We start from the raw sequence: 23,483 nt of genomic DNA, 5'->3' as shown, positions 1-23,483 counted from the left end.
CGTCAGAACAACAGGACGGCGGCGACGACGCCGGCGGCCACCACGGCCCACCGGAAGACGGCGTCGGGGAGCTTGCGGCCGATCCGCGCCCCGACGTAGCCGCCGACCAGCGACCCGGCGGCGAGCAGCGCGGCCACGTCCCAGCGCGGGTCGGCGACGAGCACGAAGACGATCCCGGCGACGACGTTTCCCACCATCAGCGACAGGGTCTTGAGGCCGTTGACGACGCGCAGCTCGAGGTCGGTGCCGATGCCGAGGACGGCGACCATCATCACGCCGGCACCGGCGCCGAAGTAGCCGCCGTACACCCCCGTCACGGTGGCGAACACCGTCGTGGTCGGCGACATGTGCCGGCGCTCGGCCAGCACCTCGCCGTGGCGGTGCTCGTGGCGGGCGCGCAGCCAGCGGGCCACGCGCGGCTGGATCCCGACGAGCAGGCAGGTGAAGAGGATGAGGTAGGGGACGATCGCCTCGAAGACGCCCGGCGGCAGGCCGATCAGCAGCACGGCACCCACGACGCCGCCCAGGGCGCACGCCGCCACGATGGCCCGGGCGATCGGCCCGGCCTCGCGCACCTCCTGGCGGTAGCCCACCACGCCGCCGAGCCCGGCCGGGATCAGTCCCAGGGTGTTGGACACGTTGGCCACCACGGGCGGCAGGCCCACGGCGACCAGCACGGGGAAGCTGAGCAGCGAGGCCACCCCGACCGTCGAGGACAGCACGCCGGCACCGAGGCCGGTCAGCAGCACCAGCGCGGCCTCGAGGCCGCTCACTCCTCCTCGCGGAGCAGGGCGACGTCGCTGACCATCTCGACATGGGCGTGCATGGCCGCGGACGCGGCGCGCGCGTCGCCGGCGCGGATGGCCTCGGCGATGGCGCGGTGGCCGGCGAGGGAGTCCTGGGGGCGTCCGGGCTGGCCGAGCGACTCGAGCCGGGTCTCCTTGACCAGGTCGCCGATCTCGTCCATCAGCCGGGCCAGCAGCAGCGAGTGGGCGGCGGCGGTCACGGCCCCGTGGAAGCGTTCGTCGCCCTCGACGCCCCGTCCGCCGGCCTCGATGTCGGCCTCCATGGAGGCCAGGGCGTCGTCGATGCGGGCGAGGTCCTCCTCGGTGCGGCGCACGGCCGCGAGGGCCGCGATCTTGGTCTCGAGCGCGTCGCGGGTCTCGATGATCTCGGGCAGCCGGTCGGCGTGGTCGCGGATCGCCTCGACGATGCGGGTGGAGGTCTGGTGCCGGGCGGTGACGACGGTGCCGTCACCGTGGCGTACCTCCACGACACCCACCACCTCCAGCGCCACGAGCGCCTGGCTCAGCGTGGCGCGGCTGACCCCGAGCCGCTGCGCCAGCTCGCGCTCGGGAGGCAGCTTGTCGCCGGCCGTGAGCCCGTTGTCGCCGATCCACGCGGAGATCTGCCCGGCCACCTGCTCGTACAGGCGGGTGCGCATCAACCGGGGCGGGAACGGCGAGCCGGACGGGTCGGACATGGGGCCACCCTATTGACGATCGGCTCATTGTCCTATTGGCTAGGCCACTGAGCCAGCACTGTGACCAGGGCCACCACCCCCCCCGGGTGCCCGCCGTGCGGCACTCGACTCGGAAGGCTTTGACTATGGGTCCGGAATGGATCGCGATCATCGCGTTGGTCGCCCTGTTCGTCGTCGGCACGTTGCTGCCGATCAACATGGGAGCGCTGGCGTACGTCGCCGCGTGGCTCGTGGGCATGTACGCGCTCGACCTCACGGAGAAGGAGATCCTGGCCGGTGTCAGCGGTGACCTGATCCTGACGCTGATCGGCGTCACCTACCTCTTCGCGATCGCGCGCAACAACGGCACGGTCGACCTCATCGTGCGTACGGCGGTGCGTGCCGTCGGCGGTCGCGTGGCGCTCATCCCGTGGGTGATGTTCGCGGTGACCGCGGTGCTGACCGGCATCGGCGCGGTCAGCCCGGCCGCCTGCGCCATCATCGGCCCGATCGCCCTCGGCTTCGCCGGCCGCTACGGCATCAGCCCGCTGATGATGGGCATGTTCGTCGTGCACGGCGCGCAGGCCGGCGGCTTCTCGCCGATCAGCATCTACGGCGTCATCACCAACTCGGTGATGGAGGACGCGGGGCTGCCCTCGAGCGAGATCACCGTCTTCCTCGCCAGCCTCGTGGTCAACACGATCATGGCCGCGATCCTCTTCGTGGCCCTCGGCGGCCGGAAGCTGATGTCGATGCGGATCGACGCCGACGACCCCGACACCCTCGACGACGACCTCCACCGCGGCGGCGCGACCGTGCCGGCACGCGGCATGGGCGCCACCGCACCGGTCGGCACCCAGGCGCAGGGCGTGCGCCGCGACCAGGTCCTCACGCTCCTGGCCTTCGTCGGCGTCGCTCTCATCGCCCTCGTCTTCGACAAGAACATCGGCTTCGTCGCCATCACCGCTGCCGTCATCCTGGCGATGCTCAACGCCAACGAGCACAAGGACGCCGTGCGCCAGATCGCGTGGCCGACCGTGCTCCTGGTCGCGGGCGTCAGCACCTACGCGACCATCCTGACCACCGCCGGCTCGCCCGAGTTCGTCGGCACGTGGGCCGCCGGGCTGGGAGCGGCCGCCATCGGCGCGCTGATCCTCTGCTACGTCGGTGGCGTGGTGTCGGCCTTCGCCTCCTCGACCGCGCTGCTGCCGGTGATCATCCCCATCGCCGTGCCGCTGATCGCGGACGGCGGGATCAACGCCGCCCTCTTCGTGGCCGCGCTCGCCGTGTCCTCGACGATCGTCGACGTCAGCCCGTTCAGCACCAACGGCGCGCTGATGCTCGCCAACAGGCCCGACTCCATCGGCGAGCAGGCCTACTACAAGCAGATCCTGGGCTACGGCGTGATCGTGACCCTCGTCGGCCCGCTGCTCGTCTGGGCAGCCCTCGTCCTCCCCGGATGGAGCAGCTGAGATGACCGGACCACTTTCCGACCTCCTCGTCGTCGACCTCACCCGCGCCCTCGCAGGCCCGCACGCCACGCAGATGCTCGGCGACCTCGGTGCCCGCGTGATCAAGGTGGAGGCGCCCGGCAGCGGCGACGACACCCGGGGCTGGGGGCCGCCGTTCGTCGGCGAGCCCGACGCCCGCCAGTCGACGTACTTCCTCTGCACCAACCGCAACAAGGAGTCGATCGCGCTCGACCTCAAGGACGCAGCCGACAAGGACGTGCTGGTCGGGCTCGTCGAGCGCGCCGACGTGCTCGTGGAGAACTTCCGCACCGGCGTGCTCGAGCGCCTCGGCCTCGGCATCGAGGAGCTGATGCGCCGCAACCCGCGGCTCGTCGTCCTCTCGATCACCGGCTTCGGACACGACGGCCCCGAGGGCGGTCGCGCCGGCTACGACCAGATCGCGCAGGGCGAGGCCGGCCTGATGTCCCTCACCGGCTCCGGCCCCGACGACCCGCAGCGCGTGGGCGTCCCGATCGCCGACCTGCTCTCCGGGATGTACGGCGCCTACGGCGTGCTGGCCGCGCTGCACGAGCGTGAGCGCACCGGCACGGGCACCGTCGTGCGTACGTCCCTGCTGGCCTCCGTGGTCGGCGTGCACGCCTTCCAGGGCACCCGGTGGACTGTGGCCGGCGAGGTCGGCCGCGCCCAGGGCAACCACCACCCCTCGATCGCGCCCTACGGGCTGTTCCACTGCCGCGACGGCGCGGTGCAGATCGCGCTCGGCAGCGAGGGCCTGTGGAAGAAGTTCTGCGCGGGCTTCGGGCTCGACCCCGACGCCGAGGGCATGGCCACCAACGGCGAGCGCGTCGCGCGGCGAGAGCAGGTCATCGGGGTCGTCGAGCAGGCGTTCGCCGGGTGGGACGCCGAGCCGCTGCTGGCCCGGCTCGCCGAGATCGGGATCCCCGCCGGCAAGGTGCGCACCCTCGACGAGGTCTACGGCTGGGACCAGGTCGCCAGCCAGGGCCTGCTCGTCGACGTGGAGCACCCTACGCTGGGGGGCATCACGCTGCCCGGGCCGCCGCTGCGGTTCTTCGACGCCGCGGGCACGGAGGTGACGCGGCGCGACCACGTCGCTCCGCCGCTGCTCGACCAGCACGCCGACGAGATCCGGGCCTGGATCGGCGGGGGCGGAGCATGACCCAGCCGGCACGGGCGAAGCGCTGGACCGCCCACGAGCTGCTCGACCTCGTCCTCGACGAGGGAACCTTCACCTCGTGGGACTCACCCGTCGACCTTTCCTACGCCGACGAGGACTACCGGGCCGTCCTCGAGGCCGCCGCGGCGAAGGCGGGCACCGACGAGTCGGTCCTCACCGGCCGCGGCGAGGTCCGCGGCCGGCCGGTGGCCGTCGTCGTCAACGAGTTCCGCTTCCTCGCAGGCTCGATCGGGCGCGCCGCCGCCGACCGCATCACCGCCGCCGTGCGCCGCGCGACGGCCGAGGGGCTGCCCCTGCTGGCCAGCACCTCCTCCGGCGGCACGCGCATGCAGGAGGGGACGCCCGCGTTCGTCCGGATGGTCGAGATCTCTCGCGCGCTGATGGACCACCGCGCCGCCGGCCTGCCCTACCTCGTGCACCTGCGCCACCCCACCACCGGCGGGGTGTACGCCTCGTGGGGCTCGCTGGGCCACGTGACGGTCGCCGAGCCCGGCGCCCTCGTCGGGTTCCTCGGGCCCAAGGTCTACGAGGGGCTCAACGGCCGGCCCTTCCGCCCCGGCGTGCAGGTGGCGGAGAACCTCGCCGCCGCCGGTGTCATCGACGGCGTCGTCGCCGCCGAGGACCTGCCCGAGATGGTCGACCAGGCCCTCGCGGTGCTCGTCGACGCCCCCGGCCCGGGGCGCCTCCCCGTGCGGGACCGGCGCCCGCTGGGCGACCACCCCGCCTGGGACAGCGTGGAGCGCACCCGGCGTACGGACCGCGCCGGCGTGCGCGACCTGCTCGCCCACGGCGCCGCGGGCACCCTCCAGCTGCGCGGCACCGAGAAGGGCGAGCGCGACTCCACCGTCCTGGTCGCCCTGACCCGCCTCGACGACCAGCCGTGCGTGGTCATCGGCCAGGACCGCTCGCGGCAGGTCCCGGGCCACGCGATGGGTCCCGGGGCGCTGCGCGAGGCCCGCCGCGGGATGAAGATCGCCCAGGAGCTCGGCCTGCCGCTGGTCAGCGTCATCGACACCCCCGGCGCCGAGCTGTCCCCGGACGCCGAGGAGCGCGCCCTCGCCGGCGAGATCGCCCGCTGCATAGCCAACCTCACCACCATGACCGTCCCCACCATCTCGGTGATCCTCGGCCAGGGCTGCGGGGGAGGGGCGCTGGCGTTCCTCCCGGCGCGCACGGTCATCGCGACCGAGCACGCCTGGCTGTCGCCCCTCCCGCCCGAGGGCGCGAGCCTCATCGTCCACGGCGACGTCGCCCACGCGCCCGAGATGGCGGCGCGCCAGCGTGTGCGCGCCGTCGACCTGCTGGCCGACGGGGTCGTGCAGCACGTGGTGCCCGAGGTCGACGGTGAGTCGCCGCGCGACCTGGCCGTCGCCGTGGCCGCGGAGATCGGGGCGCGGCTTCGCGAGCTGACCGGACGTACGCCGGTGTCCCACGCGTCATGACCCTCGCCGAGCGGTGAGTGGGACAGGTTCTGGAGGTCGCCAACGTGTCTCACTCACCGCCGCAAAATCGACAACCGGGTGAGCGGTGAGTGAGACAGGTTCTGAGCGCACTGAACTTGCCTCACGCACCGCTGGTCCTCACGGGGCGCAGCGGTTCGAGGGTCAGCTGGCCTTCTTGGCCGGCTTCTTCGCGGCGGTCTTCTTCGATGCGGTCTTCTTCGATGCGGTCTTCTTGGCGGTCGACTTCTTGGCCGGAGCCTTCTTCGCCGGAGCCTTCTTGGCAGCCGTCTTCTTGGCCGCGGCTTTCTTCGCAGGCGTCCTGCCCGCCGGCTCCGCGTCGGCTTCGTCGGCCTCCTCGCCACGGGCGGACTTCGCCGCGGCCACCGACTTCTGCAGCGCGGCCAGCAGGTCGACGACCTCGCCGGAGGTCTTGGTGGAGGTCTCGGTGCGCTTGATCTCGCCGCCCTCGATCTTGGACCGCACCAGCGTCTCGACGGCCTCGGCGTAGTCGTCCTCGAACTCGGTGGCGTCGAAGTCGCCCGCGAGGGTCTCGACGAGCATGTGGGCCATCTTGACCTCTTGCGGCTTGGCGTCGTCGACCTCGACCTTGAAGTCGGGGGTGCGGACCTCGTCGGGCCACATCATCGTCTGCAGCACGATGACCTCACCGGCCTCGGTCTCGCGCACGCGCAGCACCGCGATGGTCGTGCGCTGGCGCAGCGCCACGGTCACGACCGCCATCCGGTCGGCGTCCTTCAGCGCCTGGCGGAGCAGGGCGTACGGCTTGGCGCCGGCGCCCTCGGGCTCGAGGTAGTAGGACTTCTCGAAGAGCAGCGGGTCGATCTGCTCGCGCGGGACGAACTTCTCCACCGCGATCTCGCGCGAGGACGTCGACGGCAGGCCGGCCATGTCGTCGTCGGTGAGGATGACCATCTCGCCGTCCTCGGTCTCGTAGCCCTTGGCGATGTCGGCGTAGGCCACCTCCTCGCCGTCGAGGGAGCAGATCCGCTGGTACTTGATCCGGCCCCCGTCCTTGGCGTGCACCTGCCGGAACGACACGTCGTGGCTCTCGGTTGCGGCGTAGAGCTTCACCGGGACACTGACCAGGCCGAAGGAGACCGCACCCTTCCAGATCGCGCGCATGTCCCGACGATAGCCGTCACTCCAGACACACGTCTCCCTCCAGATGGGGGACCCGGGGTGCCAGACTGCGGCTGTGCGCCCGATGCTCGCGACGAAGACCGACCGCGTCCCCTCCGGTGCGCAGTGGCTGCACGAGGTCAAGTGGGACGGCGTACGGGTGCTGGTCGACGTGCGCGACGGGTCGGTGAGGATGACGAGCCGCAACGACAACGACGTCACGCCTGCGTGGCCCGAGCTGAGCGACCCGCCGCTGGGGATGCGCGACCTGCTCGTCGACGGCGAGATCATCGCGCTCAACGACCGCGGCGTGCCTGACTTCCGGGTCCTGCAGAACCGCATGCACGTGCGCAACGCCCGCGAGGTCGCGCGGCTGGTGAAGGCGGTGCCCGCGACGCTGATGGTCTTCGACCTGCTGCGCCTCGACGGCGAGGACCTGACCGACCGGCCGCTGGAGGAGCGGCGTGCGCTGCTGGAGCAGCTGCCGCTCGCCGACACCCGCTGGCAGGTCCCCGCGGCGTACGACGACGGCGACATGCTGCTCGAGGCCACCCGCGCCCAGGGGCTCGAGGGGGTGGTGAGCAAGCGGCGCGCCTCGCGCTACCGCTTCGACCGCCGCAGCGAGGACTGGCTCAAGCTCGCGCACCGGCACCGGGGGTCGTTCGTCGTCGGTGGCTGGCGCCCCCAGGTCGGCACGTCCGACCGGCTGGCCGCGCTGCTGGTCGGGGAGCAGACCGCCGACGGCCTGCTCTACCGCGGGCGGGTCGGGAGCGGCATCGCCGGCGCCACCAGCGCGCGGCTCGCGAGGCTGCTCGCCCCGCTCGCCACCGACGCCTCGCCCTTCGCAGACGAGGTGCCGCGCGTGGACGCCGCCGGGACGTTCTGGGTCGAGCCGCGGGTCGTGGTCGACGTCGACACGCACGGGCTGGACTACGCGCGCCTGCGCCAGCCGTCCTTCCAGGGCGTGCGCGACGACCTGACGCCGGAGGACCTCCGGTGAGCCCGGCGGCCGGCAGCGAGGTGCAGGTCGACGTCGAGGGCCGCACCCTCACCATCAGCAACCTCGACAAGGTCCTCTACCCGCGGACCGGCACCACGAAGGGCGAGGTGCTGCACTACTACGCCCAGGTCTCGCCGGTCCTGCTGCCGCACCTGAAGGACCGCGCGGTGACCCGGATCCGCTGGCCGCACGGCGTGGAGGGGTCGAGCTTCTTCGAGAAGAACGCGCCGCCCGGCACGCCGTCCTGGGTGCGTACGGTCGAGGTCTCCACCACCGGCTCGCGCACCGGCACGGGCGACGGCACGCTCCGCTTCCCGGTGTGCGACGACCTGGCCACCCTCACCTGGCTGGCCAACCTCGCCGCCCTTGAGCTGCACGTGCACCAGTGGACGGTCGACGCGAAGGGCGTGCCGCGCAACCCCGACCGCGTCGTCATCGACCTCGACCCGGGCGAGCCCGCAGGGCTGCACGAGTGCGCCCAGGTGGCGCTGCTCGTCCGCGACGCCCTCGCCGCGCGCGACCTGACCTGCACGCCGGTGCTCAGCGGCAGCAAGGGGTTGCACCTGTACGCCCCGGTGCCCGCGTCCGGGCGGGGGAGCCTCGACAGCGACGGCACCACGACGCTCGCCAAGGAGGTCGCCGAGGCGCTGCAGAAGGCACACCCCGACCTGGTGACCGCGACGATGACCAAGGCCAAGCGACCGGGAAAGGTGTTCCTCGACTGGTCGCAGAACTCCGGGTCCAAGACCACCATCTCGCCCTACTCGCTGCGCGGGCGCGAGCGGCCGACCGTCGCGGCACCGCTCACGTGGGACGAGGTCGAGGAGGGCGCCGAGGACGAGCTGGCGCTCGAGCAGCTGACGATGGACGAGGTGCTCGAGCGGGTCGCCGAGCTCGGCGACGTCTTCGAAGCCTGACCCCCCGCCCGACCCGAAGCCTGGTCGAAGGTTCCTCGAAGACGCGAGGGACTTTCGTGTCCGAGACGGTTGAAACCTTTACCGGCTGTGGTCGTCGCGAGGGGCTGGTGTGGGTCTGGTGACCAGATGCTCTACCCATGTCCCGCATCCTGCTGATCCCGATCGCGGTGATCCTCGCTGCCGGTGGCGTCGTCGTCGGACCGGGCGAGGACACCCCCGCTCCGCCGGCCCAGACCAGCGTCACGCCTGCGGGTGACACGGGGATTCGTCTCACCAACCGCTGAGCGTGCCTCTATGCTCGTCGGCATGGTGCACGACGTGCTGGTGGTTGAGGACGAGGAAGACATCGCCGTACCCCTCATGCGCACCTTGGAGCGGGAGGGCTACGACGTCAGCCGCGTCTCGGGTGGAGCAGAGGCGGTGGCGTTCGTCCTCGACGACGCCCCGGCCGTGGTCATCCTCGACCTCGGGCTGCCCGACATGGACGGCATCGACGTCTGTCGCCAGATGCGATCTGGTGGATATCTGGGCGGAATCATCATGGTCACGGCCCGCGCCGGCGAGCTCGACCGGGTGGTCGGCCTCGACGTCGGGGCCGACGACTACCTCGCGAAGCCCTTCGGCCTCGCCGAGCTCCTCGCCCGCGTACGTGCGCTCCTGCGCCGCAGCGGCAGCGCCCCAGTGCAGGACGACGCCACCGTCACCACGTCCTCGGGCCTCAAGATCGACGCGGGCGCCCGGCGCGTCCACCTCGGCGAGCGCGAGATCGCGCTGACCGCCAAGGAGTTCGACGTCCTCGCCGTCCTCGCCTCCAACCACGACAAGGTCGTGCCGCGCGAGACCCTGATGAACGAGGTCTGGGACCAGAACTGGTACGGCTCGACGAAGACGCTCGACGTCACCATCGGGCGCCTGCGCAGCAAGCTCGAGGCCGCGGAGGCCGGTGAGAAGGTCGTGGCGATCCGCGGCGTCGGCTTCCGTCTCGAGACCGACAGCTAGGCAGCGTCCCCGGCGGCCGCGGCGCCGCCCCGGCTCCCGGCCTCGACGAGCTCGCCCTCGGCCAGCGGGTCGTACCGGTTGGCCGGCAGCGCGATCCACGCGACCGCGGAGCCGAGCAGGCACAGCAGGCCGACCACCAGGCTGCCGCGGGAGAGCCCGTCCATGAAGGCGACCTCCATCGCACCCGTGACCGCGGGGACCTGCGCGGCGAGCGCGTCGGTGAAGCCGACGGAGCCGCGCGCGGCCTCGAGGGTGACCGGGTCGAGGCGTCCCTGGAGCTCCTCGACCAGCCTCGCGCCGTACAGCGAGGAGAAGAGCGAGCCGACCACGGCGACGCCCAGGGTGCCACCGAGCTCGCGGGTGGCGTCGTTGACCGCCGACCCGACGCCGGCCCGCGCCGGCGGCAGGACCTGCATGATCGACTCGGTCGCGGGCGTCGTGATGAGGCCCAGGCCGAGGCCCATCAGCACCATCAACGGCACCACCGTCGTCGCGTAGTCGACGTCCACGCCGATGGTCGACACGCCGATGAAGGACGAGCCGAGCATCAGCATCCCGGTGCCCACGACCGCCTTCGTGCCGAGGCGCGGGGCGAGCTGGCCGCCCGCGATCGAGGCGACGGCGATGGACGCCGCGACGGGCAGGATCCGTACGCCGGTGCCGAGGGCCGAGTAGTCGCGCAGGAACTGGAAGAACTGCGTGATGAGGAAGATGAAGCCGAAGAGGGCGAAGAACGCGATCGTCACCGACGCGGCCGCTGCGCTGAACCGGCGGTCGAGGAAGAGGGTGACGTCGAGCATCGGGTGCTCGGCGGCCCGCTCGATCGCCACGAAGGCCAGCGCCAGGACGGAGGCGACGGCGAAGCCGGTGAGCGTGGTCACCGACGTCCAGCCGTGCTCGGGGGCCTCGATGATGGTCCAGGTGAGGGTGCCGAGGGCGGCGACGGAGACGACGAGGCCGGGCAGGTCGAGCGGAGGTACGCCGGGGTCGCGCGACTCCGGCACGAAGGCGAGCGTCATCCCGATCGCGATCACGCCGACCGGGACCAGCGCCCAGAAGACGCTGTGCCACGAGAAGTGCTCGAGCAGCAGGCCACCCGAGACCGGGCCGAGCGCCACGCCGGTGCCGACCGAGGCTCCCCAGATGCCGAGGGCGGTGGCGCGCTCGCGGCGCTCGGTGTAGGCGTTGGCGATGATCGACAGCGTCGTCGGGAAGATCAGTGCGGCGCTGACGCCCATGACCACCCGGAGCGCGATCAGCGCCTCCACGCTGTCGACGAGCGCGGCCACTCCGCTGGCCGCGGAGAAGCCGGCGAGGCCCAGGACGAGCGCCGGGCGGCGGCCGAAGCGGTCGCTGAGGCTGCCCATCGCGAGGACCAGGGCGGCGAAGGCGAGGTTGTAGCCGTCGACGACCCACAGCAGGTCGCGGGTGTCGGCGTCGAGCTCGCGGGCGAGGCTGGGCAGCGCGACGTTGACGATGGTCGTGTCGAGGTTGATGGTCAGCGCGGCCAGGCACGTGGTCGCAAGGAGGGCGGCTCGGTTCATGCAGTGGCTCCGGTGAGTGATGTTGACGGCGGTAACATCAGGGTGCACCGAGAAGTTACCGCTGTCAACATCGTCTAGTCTGGCGACGTGAGCACCACGCCCTACCACCACGGCAACCTGCGCGAGGCCCTCGTGGGGGCCGGCGTCGACGTCGTGCGCAGCGGTGGACCGGAGGCGCTGTCCATCCGCGAGCTGGCGCGGCGGGTCGGGGTCTCGCACGCCGCGGCGTACCGGCACTTCGCGGACCGCGAGGCCCTGGTGGACGCCGTCGCCGAGCGGGCGATGGAGGCACTCGTGGCGCGCGTGAGGGAGCGGCTGGCCACGGTCGAGGACCAGGACCCGGTGACCCGCGCCCGGCGGCGGCTGCAGCGGATCGGCGTGGGGTACGTCGACTTCGCGCTGGCCGAGCCCGGTCTGTTCCGCCTGCTGTTCACCGCCTACCCCGAGCCCCCGGAGGGCACGGACCCCGACGGTGAGGACCCCTACAGCCTGCTCAACGTCGCGCTCGACGAGCTGGTGGCGGTGGGCTACCTCGATCCCGCCGACCGGATCGGCGCCGACGTGACGTGCTGGGCCGCGGTCCACGGCTTCTCCGTGCTCAGCGTCGAGGGGCCGCTGCGCGGGATGGCCGAGGCCGACCGCGAGGCCGCCCTCACCGCCCTGCTGCTCGGCATCGACCGCGGCCTCGGGCGGCGCGGGGAGTGGGAGGAGCTGACCCGCTGAGCGGTGCTGAGGCGGTTGTCCACAACCTTTGCCGTCGGCCTGTTTCCGTACGCCTCTTGCTGGGTAGCGTGACGATGCACGTTCTCGGGGAAGCAGGTGCACAGCCATGGCCGTTGATCGCGTCGCGCGACCGTCCGTTCCTGACGCTGCCCACGACGGGCTGGTCGAGCGACTCGACGCGCAGCTGCGCGAGCGGGTCCGCCGGGAGGGGGTCGACCCGCAGCGCGAGGCGCTCCTCGTGCGCCGGATCGCGGAGGACGTCGTACGCGACCACGACGACCTCAGCCTCACCGGCGCCGTCGCGCCGATCGCCGACGACGGAGCCATGGTCGGCGAGCTCGTCGCGCGGGTCTCCGGGTTCGGCCCGCTCCAGCCGTTCCTCGACGACCCGGAGGTCGAGGAGATCTGGATCAACGACCCGAGCCGGGTCTTCATCGCCCGCCGCGGCCGTCACGAGCTGACCAACCTGCGCCTCGACGCCGCCCAGGTCAACGAGCTCGTCGAGCGGATGCTCAAGTCCAGTGGGCGCCGCCTCGACATCTCGACGCCCTTCGTCGACGCGATGCTGCCCGAGGGCCACCGCCTCCACGTCGTCCTCGAGGGCATCACCCGCGGCTTCACGGCCGTCAACATCCGCAAGTTCCTGCTCCGCGCCCACCGGCTCGCCGACCTGGTGGCCCTCGGCAGCCTGACGCCGCAGGCGGCGCGGTTCCTCGAGGCGTCCGTCCGCGCCGGGCTCAACGTCCTGGTCGCGGGAGGCACCCAGGCGGGCAAGACGACGATGCTGAACTGCCTGGCCGCCGCCGTACCCGGTGGCGAGCGGGTGGTGAGTGCGGAGGAGGTGTTCGAGCTCCGCTTCAGCCATCCCGACTGGGTGGCGATGCAGACCCGTCAGGCGGGTCTGGAGCAGACCGGCGCGATCGTGCTGCGCGACCTCGTCAAGGAGGCGCTGCGAATGCGGCCGAGCCGCATCCTCGTCGGCGAGGTGCGTGCCGCGGAGTGCCTGGACCTCCTGCTCGCCCTCAACTCCGGCCTGCCGGGCATGTGCACGCTCCACGCCAACAGCGCGCGCGAGGCCCTCGTCAAGATGTGCACCCTGCCCTTGCTGGCGGGGGACAACATCTCGGCCAGGTTCGTGGTCCCCACGGTCGCGACGAGCGTCGACCTCGTGGTGCACCTCGGTCTCGGCGCCGACGGCGTGCGCCGGGTCAACGAGATCGTCTCGGTTCCCGGGCGGGTGGAGGCCGACGTGATCGAGGTGGAGCCGATCTTCGTCCGCCACGGCTCCGAGCTGCGCCGCACCGGGGGAGTCCCGGCCCGTCTCGAGCGCTTCGAGCGCGTGGGGATCGACATCCACGAGGTCCTCGCCACCGACGTCCTCGCTGCCGACGGGACGGGGCGCTGATGGGAGCGCTCGTCGGGCTCGGTCTCGGTGTCGGGCTGCTGCTGGTCTGGTCGGCGTTCGCGCTCCCGCGCGCTCCGCGGAGCGCCGCTCCGACCTCGACCCGGCTCGGGCGCCTGCTCGGTCGCGCAGGCCTGTCCGACGTGACCACCGCCAGCGTCCTGTCACTGTGCGCGGTGCTGTTCGCCGTGGCCTTCGCGCTCGTGCAGGCCGTGTCGCGCACGGTGCCGGTGGCGTTCGTCTTCGCCACGATGGCGGCCTACCTGCCGATCGCGGTGCTGCGCCAGCGTGCGGCGCGACGGTTGCGCGACTTCGCCGAGGTGTGGCCCGAGGCGGTCGACAACCTCGCCAGCGCCGTACGCGCGGGGCTGTCCCTCCCCGACGCCGTCGCGGCACTGGGCGCCAGTGGGCCGGAGGCGCTGCGGGCCGACTTCGCGCAGTTCGCCGTCGACTACCAGGTCACCGGACGCTTCGGCGAGTGCCTCGACCGGCTCAAGGACCGCCTCGCGGACCCGGTGGGCGACCGCGTGATCGAGGGCCTGCGCCTGGCACGCGAGGTCGGTGGCGGCGACCTCGGTCGGCTGCTGCGCAACCTGTCCGGCTTCCTGCGCGACGACGCCCGCACCCGCTCCGAGCTCGAGTCCCGTCAGGCATGGACGGTCAACGGCGCCCGCCTCGCGGTGTCCGCGCCGTGGATCGTGCTGCTGCTGATGTCCTTCCAGACCACCGCCATCCGGCAGTACGCCTCGGCCGGCGGCGTCATCGTGCTGGGCATCGGGTTCGCGGTCTGCGTGCTCGCCTACGCCGCGATGATGCGCATCGGGCGGCTGCCCGTCGAGAAGCGGATCCTGTCGTGAGCGCGGCGGTGTGGGGCGGCCTGCTCGGGGCGCTCGCGGGGGCTGGCGTGCTGCTCGTCGTGGCACGGGTCGTCGTGCTGCGTCGCCCGCAGCTGTCGCTGCGGGTGCTGCCCTACGTCCGCGACGTCCCGCGCCTCGACGAGACGCCTGCCCTGCGGCCGGCCGTGTCCACGCCGACCTCGGCCGCCGCCGGGATCTTCGGCCCCCTGCTGCGTCAGGCGGCCGATCTCGTGGAGCGGGTGCTGGGCGGCAGCTCGTCCGTACGCCGTCGGCTCCAGCGCGCCGGTCTCGACCGCACCGTCCAGGACTTCCGCGTCGAGCAGGTCGTCTGGGGCCTGGCCGGCTTCGGCGCCGCCGCGGGCCTCGTGCTCCTGCGCGCGCTCGGCGGGGTCGGGAGCGTGGGTTCGGGCCTGGTCTTCTGCGTCCTCGGCTTCGTGTGCGGCGTCCTCCTTCGCGACAACCGGCTCAGCGCGCAGGTCAAGAACCGCGAGCGCCAGGTCCTGACCGAGTTCCCCACCGTCGCCGAGCTGCTCGCGCTGTCGGTCGCGGCGGGGGAGAGCCCGGTCTCGGCGCTCGACCGGGTGGTTCGCCGCAGCCACGGTGCGCTGTCCGACGACCTGGGCCAGGTCCTCGCGCGGATCCGTACGGGCGAGCCGGTCGGCGTCGCCTTCGAGTCCCTCGCCCGCAGCACGGGCCTGCCGATCGTGGCGCGCTTCGCCACCGGCATCACCGTCGCGATGGAGCGCGGCACGCCGCTCGCCGACGTGCTCCACGCCCAGGCGGCCGACGTGCGCGAGGCGGGCAGGCGCCTGCTGATCGAGACCGCGGCGCGCAAGGAGATCGCGATGATGGCGCCGGTCGTGTTCTTCGTGCTGCCGGTGACGATCCTCTTCGCCTTCTACCCCGGCGTGCTGGGGCTCCGCCTCACCACGCCCTGACACCTCCCGGCTCCTCCAACGAAAGGACACACCATGCATCCATCCGTCTCGGGACCCCTCCTGCACCTGATGACCCGTCCGCGTGACGAGCGGGGTGACGTGCCCGGCTGGGTGATGGTCACCTTGATGACCGCGATCGTCATCGCCGGCCTCACGCCCTTCGTGGGCGACGAGCTGCGCGCCCTGCTCGAGCGGGCGTTCTCGATGGTGAGCGGCTAGGACCGTGATCCGTCCCGCTCGCGCGGGCGAGCGCGGGTCAGCGGTGGTCGACTTCGTCCTGGTGCTGCTGGTCCTGCTGCCGCTCGTGGTCGGCATCCTCCAGCTCGCGCTCGTGCTGCACGTGCGCAACACCCTCGCCTCCGCGGCGGCCGAGGGCGCGCGCCACGCCGCCGTGGCCGGGTCCTCGGCGCCCGCCGGTCGCGCCAAGATCGACGAGCTCGTCGACGGGGCACTGTCGCAGGACTTCGTCCGCGCCGTCACCGTCCGACCCGCGCTCGTCGGAGGTGCGCCCGGCTACGAGGCCGTGGTCGAGGCCGACGTCGGGCTGCTCGGGTGGAAGGCGCTCGGCGGCGTACAGGTCCGCGTCGCCGGCCACGCGATCGCCGAGCAGGACGCCGGGAGCCTCTCATGAGGCGTCGCCGTGACGATCAGGGCTCCGCGCTGGTCGAGCTCAGCTGGCTCGCGATCATCCTGCTGGTCCCGCTGATCTGGATCGTGATCTCGGTCTTCGAGGTCCAGCAGGGCGCGTTCGCCACCAGCGCCGCCGCCCGTGCGGCCGGGCGTGCGTACGCGCTCGCGCCCGACGACGCGACCGGTGCGGCGCGCGCCGACGCCATCGTGCGTCAGGTCCTCGCCGACCAGGGCACACCGGGTCAGCGGGCGAAGGTGACGGTCACCTGCGAGGCCCCGGGCGACAGCTGCCACGTCGGCACGGCGGTGATCACGGTCCGGGTCGACTCCGCCGTCGAACTGCCGTTCTTCCCCGCGATCTTCGACAAGGGCGCGGCGACCTTCTCCCTCGACGCCACCCACACGGTGCCCATCGGGCAGTACGTGGAGAGCGCACCCGAGGACGACGAGCCGTGAAGCGCGACGAGCACGGCCAGGTGACGCTGCTGATCATCGGCTTCGCGAGCATCCTGCTGATGGCGATCGTCGTGGTCGTCGACGCGTCCGCGGCGTACCTCCAGCGCCAGGGGCTCGACAACCTCGCCGACGGCGCGGCCCTCCACGGCGCCGACCTCGGCTCGGCCGGCATCTACGAGCAGGGCCTCGACGACGAGCGGCTCACCCAGCAGGAGGCCGCGGTCGAGGCCGCGGTGCGCGACTACCTCGTCCGCGCGGGCGCGCCCGCGACGTACCCCGGCATCGACGTCGGCGTCCGCGTCGACCCGGTCAACCGGTCGGTCACCGTACGCCTCAGCGCCCCCCTCGACCTGCCGCTGCGCATCCCCGGCTCGCCGAGGAGCCCGACGGTCGCGGCGAGCAGCACGGCGGCGGTCACCGTCCAGCCGGCCTCCTGAGGGCAGCCGCTCACGGAGCAGGCTGACGCACCAGCGGGGACGAGTGCTCGCTCACGCCCCACCTGGCGTGGATGCGCTTCATCCATCCCGGCGCCCACCAGTTCCACCGGCCGAGCATGGTCATCGTCGCGGGAACGATGACCATCCGCACGATGGTGGCGTCGAGGGCCACCGCGACGGCGAGGGCCAGGCCGGTCTGCTTGATGACCAGCATGTCGCCGGCGGCGAAGCCGGCGAAGACGATCACCATGATCAGCGCGGCCGAGGTGATGATCCGCCCCGAGCGCTGGAGCCCGAGACGGACGGCGGTGTCGTCGTCGTGGCCCTGCTCGTGGAGCTCGATGATCCGGGCGAGCAGGAAGATCTCGTAGTCCATCGAGAGACCGAACCCGAAGGCCAGCACCAGCAACGGGATGACCGACTCGATGCCGCCGGCGGAGTCGAAGGCGAGCAGGGACTCGAGGTTGCCCCACTGGAAGACCCAGACGGTGACGCCGAGGCTGGCGCCGAGCGAGACCACGTTGAGGACCAGCGCCTTGAGCGGGATGACCACGCTCCCGGTGAGCAGGAAGAGCAGGACGAAGGTGGCGCCGCCGATCCACAGCGCGGCCCACGGCGCCCCGTCCCAGACGGCGTCGGTGAAGTCCTGCAGCGACGCGGCCTGGCCCGTGGTCCAGGTCGGGAAGCCGGGCCCGGCGTCCCGCAGCGTGGCGGCGGTCTCCCGCGCGGCGTCGTCCATCGCGCCGCCCTCGGTGTGGACCGCCACCGAGACCAGGCCGGGACCGTCCGGGTCGGCACCCGTCGCCTCGACGCCGCGGGGGATGGGGCCCAGGTCCCGGGGCGGGTCGACCCGGGTCACCCCGTCGATCATCTCGAGCTCGGGCACCCAGGCCGCGACCTCCCCCGGCGTCGCCTGCGCCACGACGGTGACCGTCGGGGCGGCCAGCGCCGGGAAGTCCTCCTCGAGGGCCTCGAAGAACACCCGCTGCTCGGCGTGGGCGGGCAGCAGCTCCACGCCGGAGGTGTTGAGCCGCAGGTCCAGCGCGGGCACCGCGAGGAACAGCAGCACCGCCACGCTGGCGAAGGTGGTGAGGCCCGGGCGGCGCTGCCCGACGGCGGCGAGGCGGCTGAAGACGCCCTCGTCGGGCGCGTGCTCCGCGCCCTGCCGCCTCCCCAGCCGCTTGGCGCCCAGCGCGCACAGCGCCGGCACGAGCGTCAGCGCGACGACGAGCGCCACCACCACGACCGAGACGCCGGCGGCGCCGATCGCCCGCATGATCGGCGCCTCGAAGAGCATCAGCCCCGACAGCGAGATCCCGACCACCAGCGCGGAGAAGAGGATCGTGCGCCCCGCGGTGGCGACCGCCCCGGCGACCGCGTCCTCGACCTGCTCGCGGGTCAGGTCGTGGGGCACCACGCCGGGCGCGACGTGGGCGAGCTCCTCGCGGAACCGGCTGACCAGCAGCAGGCCGTAGTCGATGGACAGCGCCAGGCCCATCACCGTGACGATGTTGACCACCGACGCGTCGAGGTCGATCGCGTGGGAGAAGCCGAGCAGGATCGTCAGGCCCCCCGCGATCGCGGCGACCGCGCCGAGGATCGGCATCCCGGCGGCGACGAACCCGCCGAAGACCACGACCATCAGCAGCAGCGAGAGCGGGAGCGCGATGCCCTCGCCGCGCTTCAGGTCCTCGGAGATCTGGCCGATGATGTCGTCGACCAGCAGTCCGGTGCCCCCGACGGACGTCTCCTCGGCGTACGGCGCGAGCTCCTCGCCGGCCGCCTCGAGCTCGGCGACCACCGCGTCCTGCACCGGCCCGCCGGGGTCGTCGCCGGTCTCGGCCACCACCACGAACGAGCCGCTCGCGGGGTCGTTGTCCGCGACCAGGGCGAGCGAGCGGGGATCGCGTGGCCAGCCCGCCGTGGTCATCGGGGAGTCGACGCGGCCCACCCCGTCGACGCCCTCCACGCGGGACACGACGTCCTCGACGGTCCCGGAGAGTGCCGGGTCGGACAGGTCGGCGCCGTCCACCCGCAGCATGACCGTCAGTCCACCGTCGCCGGTCTCCGCCAGGAGCTCACGTCCCGTCTGCGCCTGACCCGGCGCGTCGATGTCGCCGGACTCCAGTCGGTCGAAGAGCGACTGGTTGCCCAGCAGCCCGAGGCTGGTGGCGAAGCCGAGGACCACCAGCACGAGCCAGGTGGCCACGAAGCGCCCGCGGTGGCGGGCGGCGGTCCGGCCGAGCCGGAACAGCAGGGGCTGGCGAGGCGTCACGTGGTCAAGAGTCCCACCGGTGACGGTCGTCACCGCCCCCACCCCATGAGATGAGCCATGGCGGACTACCGGTGGGTCGCCGGTAGCGTCAGGGCATGACCGAGACCTGGCCCGGCACGGCCTACCCCCTGGGCGCCACCTTCGACGGCACCGGCACCAACTTCGCGCTCTTCAGCGAGGTGGCCGAGCGGGTCGAGCTGTGCCTGTTCGACCCAGACCCCGACACCCCCGGCGCGTTCGTCGAGACGAAGGTCGAGGTCACCGAGGTCGACGCCTACGTCTGGCACTGCTACCTCCCGACCGTGCAGCCCGGCCAGCGCTACGGCTATCGCGTGCACGGCCCGTGGGACCCCGCCCAGGGCCTGCGCTGCAACCCCAGCAAGCTGCTGCTCGACCCCTACGCCAAGGCCACTGCCGGCGAGATCGACTGGGACCAGTCGCTCTTCTCCTACAACTTCGGCGACGAGGACTCCCGCAACGACGACGACTCGGCCGCGCACATGACGCACGGCGTCGTCATCAACCCGTTCTTCGACTGGGAAGGCGACCGCCGCCTCTCCATCCCCTACAACGAGTCCTTCATCTACGAGGCGCACGTCAAGGGCCTGACCCAGCTGCACCCCGACGTGCCGGAGGAGCAGCGCGGGACGTACGCCGGCCTCGCGCACCCGTCGGTCACCGCCCACCTCAAGAAGCTCGGCGTCACCGCGATCGAGCTGATGCCGGTGCACCAGTTCGTCCAGGACTCGACCCTGCTCGACCAGGGCCTGCGCAACTACTGGGGCTACAACACCCTCGCCTTCCTCGCACCCCACGCCGACTACGCCTCGAGCAACCAGGGCCAGCAGGTCCAGGAGTTCAAGGCGATGGTCAAGGCGATGCACGCCGCCGGCATCGAGGTCATCCTCGACGTCGTCTACAACCACACCGCCGAGGGCAACCACCTCGGTCCGACGCTGAGCTTCAAGGGCATCGACAATGCGGCCTACTACCGCCTCGTCGAGGACGACCAGCGCTACTACATGGACTACACCGGCACCGGCAACACCCTCAACGTGCGCCACCCGCACTCGGTGCAGCTGATCATGGACTCGCTGCGCTACTGGGTCACCGAGATGCACGTCGACGGCTTCCGCTTCGACCTCGCCGCCACCCTGGCCCGCGAGTTCTACGACGTCGACAAGCTCGCCACCTTCTTCGAGATGGTGCAGCAGGACCCGGTGGTCAGCCAGGTCAAGCTGATCGCCGAGCCGTGGGACATCGGCCCCGGCGGCTACCAGGTCGGCGGCTTCCCGCCTCAGTGGACGGAGTGGAACGGCGCCTACCGCGACACCGTGCGCGACTTCTGGCGCGGCGAGCCGTCGCTGGGCGAGTTCGCCTCGCGGCTGTCGGGCTCCTCCGACCTCTACGAGCACTCGGGACGCCGCCCGTTCGCCAGCATCAACTTCGTCACCGCCCACGACGGCTTCACCCTGCGCGACCTCGTGTCCTACAACGAGAAGCACAACGAGGCCAACGGCGAGGACAACAACGACGGCGAGAGCCACAACCGCTCGTGGAACCACGGTGTCGAGGGCCCGACCGACGACCCCGAGATCCTCGAGGCGCGGGCCCGCGAGCAGCGCAACTTCATCGCCACGCTGCTGCTCAGCCAGGGTGTGCCGATGCTGCTGCACGGCGACGAGCTGAGCCGCACCCAGGACGGCAACAACAACACGTACGCCCAGGACAGCGAGATCAGCTGGGTGCACTGGGACGACGCCGACAAGCCGCTCATCGAGTTCACCGCGGCGGTGGCCAAGCTGCGCGCCGACCACCCGACGTTCCGCCGCAAGCGGTTCTTCACCGGCACCACCGTGCGTACGGGTGACGGCGAGCGGCTCAACGACATCGTCTGGCTCGACCTCGACGGCGAGCCGATGGAGGACGGCGACTGGGCCGGCGGCAAGGCCATCGGGATGTACCTCAACGGCCACGGCATCGCCGGCAAGGACGCCCGCGGCGGCGCCATCACCGACGACCACTTCCTGCTCTACTTCAACGCCGACGGCCCCGCGCAGGTGACCCTGCCGACCGAGGAGTACGCCGCGGCGTGGGACGTCGTGATCGACACCGGCGGCGACGCCGACGCCGACCCGACGCACCAGGCGGGCGGCACGTTCGAGCTCGGCACCCACAGCCTCGTGGTGCTCCGCGAGCACGCCGAGCCCGAGGCCAGCCCCGACCACTCGGTCGCGGCATCATTGGCTGCCCGCTCGGGTACGGACGCTTCGTGAAGCACCGCGCGAGCACCGCCCGTACGCCCCACAGCACCTACCGGCTGCAGGTCAGCCCCGACTTCGACCTGTACGCCGCGGCGCGGGTGCTGCCCTACCTGCACGACCTCGGCGTGGACTGGGTCTACCTCTCGCCGCTGCTGGCCTCCGAGCCCGGCAGCACGCACGGCTACGACGTGGTCGCGTTCGACCACGTCGACCCCGAGCGGGGCGGCGAGGAGGGCCTGGCCGCGCTGTCCGCCGAGGCCCGGCGCCTGGGCATGGGCGTGCTGGTCGACATCGTGCCCAACCACGTCGGCGTCGCCACCCCGGCCGAGGACCCGTGGTGGTGGGACGTGCTCAAGCTGGGCCGCGAGTCCGAGCACGCCGCCGCCTTCGACGTCGACTGGGCGGCCGGGGACGGGCGGATCCTCATCCCCGTCGTCGGCGACGACGACGAGGGCTCCATCCGCATCGTCCGCTCGGGCTCGGGCGAGGGAGAAGTGCGCTACCACGACCAGCGCTTCCCGATGGCGCCCGGCACGTCGACGCTGGAGGAGCAGCACTACGAGCTCGTCAGCTGGCGCGCGGCCGACGAGGACCTCAACTACCGCCGGTTCTTCGCGGTCAACACGCTCGCCGCCGTACGCGTCGAGGACCCCGAGGTGTTCGCCGAGACGCACGTGGAGATCAAGCGCTGGTTCGACGAGGGCCTCGTCGACGGTCTCCGCGTGGACCACCCCGACGGCCTGCGCGACCCCAAGCGCTACCTCGACGACCTCGCCGCCCTCACCGGCGGCGCCTACGTCCTGGTCGAGAAGATCCTCGAGCCCGGCGAGCACCTGCCCGCCGACTGGGCCACCGCCGGCACCACCGGCTACGACGCGCTGGCGCTCGTCGACCGCGTCCTCACCGACCCGGCAGGGGAGGAGCCGCTGACCGCGCTCGAGGACCGGCTGCGTGGCGACGGGGTCGACTGGGAGCGGATGGTGCACGACAACAAGCGCGCCGTCGCCGACGGCATCCTGCACTCGGAGGTCCGGCGCATCACCCGTGAGCTCGAGCGCGTCCTGCACGCCAGGGACGAGGTGGCCGACGAGGACGCCGTCGCCGACGCGGTGGCCGAGCTCCTGGCCTGCTTCCCCGTCTACCGCTCCTACCTGCCCGAGGGCCGCGACCACCTCGACCAGGCCTTCGCCCGCGCGCGTGCCGAGCGCCCCGACCTCGCCGACACGTACGCCGTCATCGAGCCCGTGCTCCACGACGAGTGGAGCCAGCCCGCGCGTCGCTTCCAGCAGACCTCCGGCATGGTGATGGCCAAGGGCGTCGAGGACTGCTCGTTCTACCGCTGGTCGCGGCTCACCTCGCTCAACGAGGTCGGCGGCGACCCGTCGATCTTCGCGATCGGCGTGGACGCCTTCCACGACGCGATGGCCGCCCGGCAGCGCGACTGGCCCGACGCGATGGTGACGCTGTCGACCCACGACACCAAGCGGGGCGAGGACGTCCGCGCCCGCATCACGGTGCTGGCCGAGGAGCCGGGTCACTGGGAGGAGGCGCTCGGCGAGCTGCTGCGCCTCGCCCCGGTGCCCGACTACGGCTTCGCGTCGCTGCTGTGGCAGGCCGTCCTCGGCGCAGTCTGGGACTGGGAGACCCCCGACCACCTGCCCGACCTGCGCGAGCGCCTGCACGGCTACGCCGAGAAGGCGATGCGCGAGGCCGGCGACCGGACGACGTGGACCGCGCCCGACGAGGCGTACGAGTCGAAGGTGCACGCCGCGGTCGACGCGGTCTTCGAGTCCGAGGAGGTGCGCGCCGTCCTGACCGGGCTGGCCGCTCGGATCGACGAGCCCGCGCAGGCCAACTCGCTGGCCGCCAAGGTGCTCGCGATCACGATGCCGGGCGTGCCCGACGTCTACCAGGGCAGCGAGCTGTGGGAGACGTCGCTGGTCGACCCCGACAACCGCCGCCCGGTCGACTTCGACCACCGGGCCGCGGTGCTCGCCGGCACCGAGGAGGACGACGCCGCGACCAAGCTGCACGTCACCTGCACCGCCCTGACGCTGCGCCGCGAGCAGCCCGGGCTGTTCACGACGTACGCGCCGGTGCACGCCACCGGCACTGCGGCGGCCCACGTCGTCGCCTTCGACCGAGGCGGCGCGGTCACCGTCGCCACCCGCCTTCCGGTCGGGCTCGCCGCGGCCGGCGGCTGGGGCGACACCTTGCTCGACCTGCCGGAGGGACCCTGGCACGACCTGCTCACCGGCCTCGACACCGACGGCCGGCTGGCGGACCTGCTCGCCGTCCACCCGGTCGCCCTGCTGGTGAGGAAGGACTGA

The 23,483-nt window shown here is 72.3% G+C and carries 22 protein-coding genes; 17 read left to right on the top strand and 5 right to left on the bottom strand.

The window, feature by feature from the left end; translation table 11 throughout:
- Nucleotides 1-2 precede the first annotated feature (2 nt).
- Nucleotides 3-773 carry a sulfite exporter TauE/SafE family protein gene (locus tag IE200_RS12265; protein WP_191279770.1) on the bottom strand — a complete coding sequence of 257 codons (771 nt, stop codon included), beginning with the start codon at nucleotides 771-773 and terminating at the stop codon, nucleotides 3-5.
- Nucleotides 770-1,483 (bottom strand): FadR/GntR family transcriptional regulator, encoded by a 714-nt coding sequence (locus IE200_RS12260; protein ID WP_191279769.1) that lies wholly within the window; start codon nucleotides 1,481-1,483, stop codon nucleotides 770-772. The genes IE200_RS12265 and IE200_RS12260 overlap by 4 nt, the downstream gene beginning before the upstream one ends.
- A 125-nt stretch (nucleotides 1,484-1,608) precedes the next feature.
- Here IE200_RS12260 and IE200_RS12255 point away from each other — a divergent pair, with 125 nt between their 5' ends.
- From IE200_RS12255 to IE200_RS12245, 3 genes are read left to right on the top strand one after another with little or no spacing between them, the layout of a single operon-like run.
- Nucleotides 1,609-2,934, top strand: coding sequence for an SLC13 family permease (locus tag IE200_RS12255; protein WP_191279768.1), 1,326 nt, complete (start codon nucleotides 1,609-1,611; stop codon nucleotides 2,932-2,934).
- A gap of 1 nt (nucleotide 2,935) precedes the next feature.
- Nucleotides 2,936-4,111 carry a CaiB/BaiF CoA transferase family protein gene (locus IE200_RS12250; protein ID WP_191279767.1) on the top strand — a complete coding sequence of 392 codons (1,176 nt, stop codon included), beginning with the start codon at nucleotides 2,936-2,938 and terminating at the stop codon, nucleotides 4,109-4,111.
- Entirely contained in the window at nucleotides 4,108-5,571 is a 1,464-nt protein-coding gene (locus IE200_RS12245; RefSeq protein WP_191279766.1) for a carboxyl transferase domain-containing protein, read from the top strand. The genes IE200_RS12250 and IE200_RS12245 overlap by 4 nt, the downstream gene beginning before the upstream one ends.
- Before the next feature lie 162 nt (nucleotides 5,572-5,733).
- Here IE200_RS12245 and ku read toward each other — a convergent pair whose 3' ends face one another.
- Nucleotides 5,734-6,714 (bottom strand): non-homologous end joining protein Ku, encoded by a 981-nt coding sequence (ku, locus tag IE200_RS12240; RefSeq protein ID WP_191279765.1) that lies wholly within the window; start codon nucleotides 6,712-6,714, stop codon nucleotides 5,734-5,736.
- A gap of 82 nt (nucleotides 6,715-6,796) precedes the next feature.
- On the opposite strand from ku, the gene ligD (IE200_RS12235) reads away from it, so the two are divergent.
- The 4 genes from ligD (IE200_RS12235) (at nucleotide 6,797) to IE200_RS12220 (ending at nucleotide 9,627) form a co-directional block, all read left to right on the top strand.
- Nucleotides 6,797-7,711, top strand: a complete 915-nt coding sequence (gene ligD / locus IE200_RS12235) for a non-homologous end-joining DNA ligase (RefSeq protein WP_191279867.1) — start codon at nucleotides 6,797-6,799, stop codon at nucleotides 7,709-7,711.
- Nucleotides 7,708-8,628, top strand: a complete 921-nt coding sequence (gene ligD / locus IE200_RS12230) for a non-homologous end-joining DNA ligase (protein WP_191279764.1) — start codon at nucleotides 7,708-7,710, stop codon at nucleotides 8,626-8,628. Before ligD (IE200_RS12235) ends, ligD (IE200_RS12230) begins: the two co-directional genes overlap by 4 nt.
- A 137-nt stretch (nucleotides 8,629-8,765) precedes the next feature.
- Nucleotides 8,766-8,912: a hypothetical protein gene (locus IE200_RS12225; RefSeq protein WP_191279763.1), complete on the top strand. Its 147-nt coding sequence runs from the start codon at nucleotides 8,766-8,768 to the stop codon at nucleotides 8,910-8,912.
- 22 nt (nucleotides 8,913-8,934) lie between these two features.
- Nucleotides 8,935-9,627 (top strand): response regulator transcription factor, encoded by a 693-nt coding sequence (locus tag IE200_RS12220; protein WP_191279762.1) that lies wholly within the window; start codon nucleotides 8,935-8,937, stop codon nucleotides 9,625-9,627.
- Here the strand turns inward: IE200_RS12220 and IE200_RS12215 are convergent.
- A complete protein-coding gene (locus tag IE200_RS12215) occupies nucleotides 9,624-11,171 on the bottom strand; it encodes an MFS transporter (RefSeq protein ID WP_191279761.1) in 1,548 nt (515 codons plus the stop codon). The genes IE200_RS12220 and IE200_RS12215 overlap by 4 nt on opposite strands.
- A gap of 87 nt (nucleotides 11,172-11,258) precedes the next feature.
- On the opposite strand from IE200_RS12215, the gene IE200_RS12210 reads away from it, so the two are divergent.
- The 8 genes from IE200_RS12210 (at nucleotide 11,259) to IE200_RS12175 (ending at nucleotide 16,614) form a co-directional block, all read left to right on the top strand.
- A complete protein-coding gene (locus IE200_RS12210) occupies nucleotides 11,259-11,894 on the top strand; it encodes a TetR/AcrR family transcriptional regulator (protein ID WP_191279760.1) in 636 nt (211 codons plus the stop codon).
- 106 nt (nucleotides 11,895-12,000) lie between these two features.
- Nucleotides 12,001-13,299 (top strand): CpaF family protein, encoded by a 1,299-nt coding sequence (locus IE200_RS12205; protein ID WP_191279759.1) that lies wholly within the window; start codon nucleotides 12,001-12,003, stop codon nucleotides 13,297-13,299.
- On the top strand, nucleotides 13,299-14,153 hold the full coding sequence (locus tag IE200_RS12200; RefSeq protein ID WP_191279758.1) for a type II secretion system F family protein: 855 nt from the start codon (nucleotides 13,299-13,301) through the stop codon (nucleotides 14,151-14,153). Before IE200_RS12205 ends, IE200_RS12200 begins: the two co-directional genes overlap by 1 nt.
- Nucleotides 14,150-15,091: a type II secretion system F family protein gene (locus IE200_RS12195; RefSeq protein ID WP_191279757.1), complete on the top strand. Its 942-nt coding sequence runs from the start codon at nucleotides 14,150-14,152 to the stop codon at nucleotides 15,089-15,091. Before IE200_RS12200 ends, IE200_RS12195 begins: the two co-directional genes overlap by 4 nt.
- A gap of 33 nt (nucleotides 15,092-15,124) precedes the next feature.
- Entirely contained in the window at nucleotides 15,125-15,310 is a 186-nt protein-coding gene (locus IE200_RS12190; protein ID WP_191279882.1) for a hypothetical protein, read from the top strand.
- Between the two features lie 4 nt (nucleotides 15,311-15,314).
- Nucleotides 15,315-15,722 carry a TadE/TadG family type IV pilus assembly protein gene (locus IE200_RS12185; RefSeq protein ID WP_229856452.1) on the top strand — a complete coding sequence of 136 codons (408 nt, stop codon included), beginning with the start codon at nucleotides 15,315-15,317 and terminating at the stop codon, nucleotides 15,720-15,722.
- Nucleotides 15,719-16,177, top strand: a complete 459-nt coding sequence (locus tag IE200_RS12180) for a hypothetical protein (RefSeq protein WP_191279756.1) — start codon at nucleotides 15,719-15,721, stop codon at nucleotides 16,175-16,177. Before IE200_RS12185 ends, IE200_RS12180 begins: the two co-directional genes overlap by 4 nt.
- Nucleotides 16,174-16,614 carry a Tad domain-containing protein gene (locus IE200_RS12175; RefSeq protein ID WP_229856450.1) on the top strand — a complete coding sequence of 147 codons (441 nt, stop codon included), beginning with the start codon at nucleotides 16,174-16,176 and terminating at the stop codon, nucleotides 16,612-16,614. The genes IE200_RS12180 and IE200_RS12175 overlap by 4 nt, the downstream gene beginning before the upstream one ends.
- A 10-nt stretch (nucleotides 16,615-16,624) precedes the next feature.
- Here the strand turns inward: IE200_RS12175 and IE200_RS12170 are convergent, their stop codons facing one another.
- Complete coding sequence (locus IE200_RS12170) at nucleotides 16,625-18,889, bottom strand: MMPL family transporter (RefSeq protein WP_229856449.1); 2,265 nt, start codon at nucleotides 18,887-18,889, stop codon at nucleotides 16,625-16,627.
- Nucleotides 18,890-18,984: 95 nt separating this feature from the next.
- Between IE200_RS12170 and glgX the strand changes: the two genes are divergently transcribed.
- A complete protein-coding gene (gene glgX, locus IE200_RS12165; RefSeq protein ID WP_191279755.1) occupies nucleotides 18,985-21,165 on the top strand; it encodes a glycogen debranching protein GlgX in 2,181 nt (726 codons plus the stop codon).
- The gene (gene treY, locus IE200_RS12160) at nucleotides 21,162-23,483 is read left to right on the top strand and encodes a malto-oligosyltrehalose synthase (protein ID WP_191279754.1); all 2,322 of its coding nucleotides are present in this window, start codon (nucleotides 21,162-21,164) and stop codon (nucleotides 23,481-23,483) included. The genes glgX and treY overlap by 4 nt, the downstream gene beginning before the upstream one ends.

It is taken from the genome of Nocardioides flavus (ex Wang et al. 2016), assembly GCF_014653115.1.
Lineage (GTDB): Bacteria > Actinomycetota > Actinomycetes > Propionibacteriales > Nocardioidaceae > Nocardioides > Nocardioides flavus.
This window is presented reverse-complemented; position numbering and strand designations above follow the sequence as displayed.

Excerpts from the sequence above, each read along its gene's own strand:
- IE200_RS12190 (WP_191279882.1), top strand. The coding sequence starts at position 15,125 with ATGCATCCATCCGTCTCGGGACCCCTCCTGCACCTGATGACCCGTCCG.
- IE200_RS12245 (WP_191279766.1), top strand. The coding sequence starts at position 4,108 with ATGACCCAGCCGGCACGGGCGAAGCGCTGGACCGCCCACGAGCTGCTC.
- IE200_RS12215 (WP_191279761.1), bottom strand. The coding sequence starts at position 11,171 with ATGAACCGAGCCGCCCTCCTTGCGACCACGTGCCTGGCCGCGCTGACC.
- IE200_RS12260 (WP_191279769.1), bottom strand. The coding sequence starts at position 1,483 with ATGTCCGACCCGTCCGGCTCGCCGTTCCCGCCCCGGTTGATGCGCACC.
- glgX (WP_191279755.1), top strand. The coding sequence starts at position 18,985 with ATGACCGAGACCTGGCCCGGCACGGCCTACCCCCTGGGCGCCACCTTC.
- IE200_RS12205 (WP_191279759.1), top strand. The coding sequence starts at position 12,001 with ATGGCCGTTGATCGCGTCGCGCGACCGTCCGTTCCTGACGCTGCCCAC.
- IE200_RS12200 (WP_191279758.1), top strand. The coding sequence starts at position 13,299 with ATGGGAGCGCTCGTCGGGCTCGGTCTCGGTGTCGGGCTGCTGCTGGTC.
- IE200_RS12250 (WP_191279767.1), top strand. The coding sequence starts at position 2,936 with ATGACCGGACCACTTTCCGACCTCCTCGTCGTCGACCTCACCCGCGCC.
- IE200_RS12255 (WP_191279768.1), top strand. The coding sequence starts at position 1,609 with ATGGGTCCGGAATGGATCGCGATCATCGCGTTGGTCGCCCTGTTCGTC.
- IE200_RS12180 (WP_191279756.1), top strand. The coding sequence starts at position 15,719 with ATGAGGCGTCGCCGTGACGATCAGGGCTCCGCGCTGGTCGAGCTCAGC.
- ku (WP_191279765.1), bottom strand. The coding sequence starts at position 6,714 with ATGCGCGCGATCTGGAAGGGTGCGGTCTCCTTCGGCCTGGTCAGTGTC.
- IE200_RS12225 (WP_191279763.1), top strand. The coding sequence starts at position 8,766 with ATGTCCCGCATCCTGCTGATCCCGATCGCGGTGATCCTCGCTGCCGGT.
- IE200_RS12220 (WP_191279762.1), top strand. The coding sequence starts at position 8,935 with ATGGTGCACGACGTGCTGGTGGTTGAGGACGAGGAAGACATCGCCGTA.
- ligD (WP_191279867.1), top strand. The coding sequence starts at position 6,797 with ATGCTCGCGACGAAGACCGACCGCGTCCCCTCCGGTGCGCAGTGGCTG.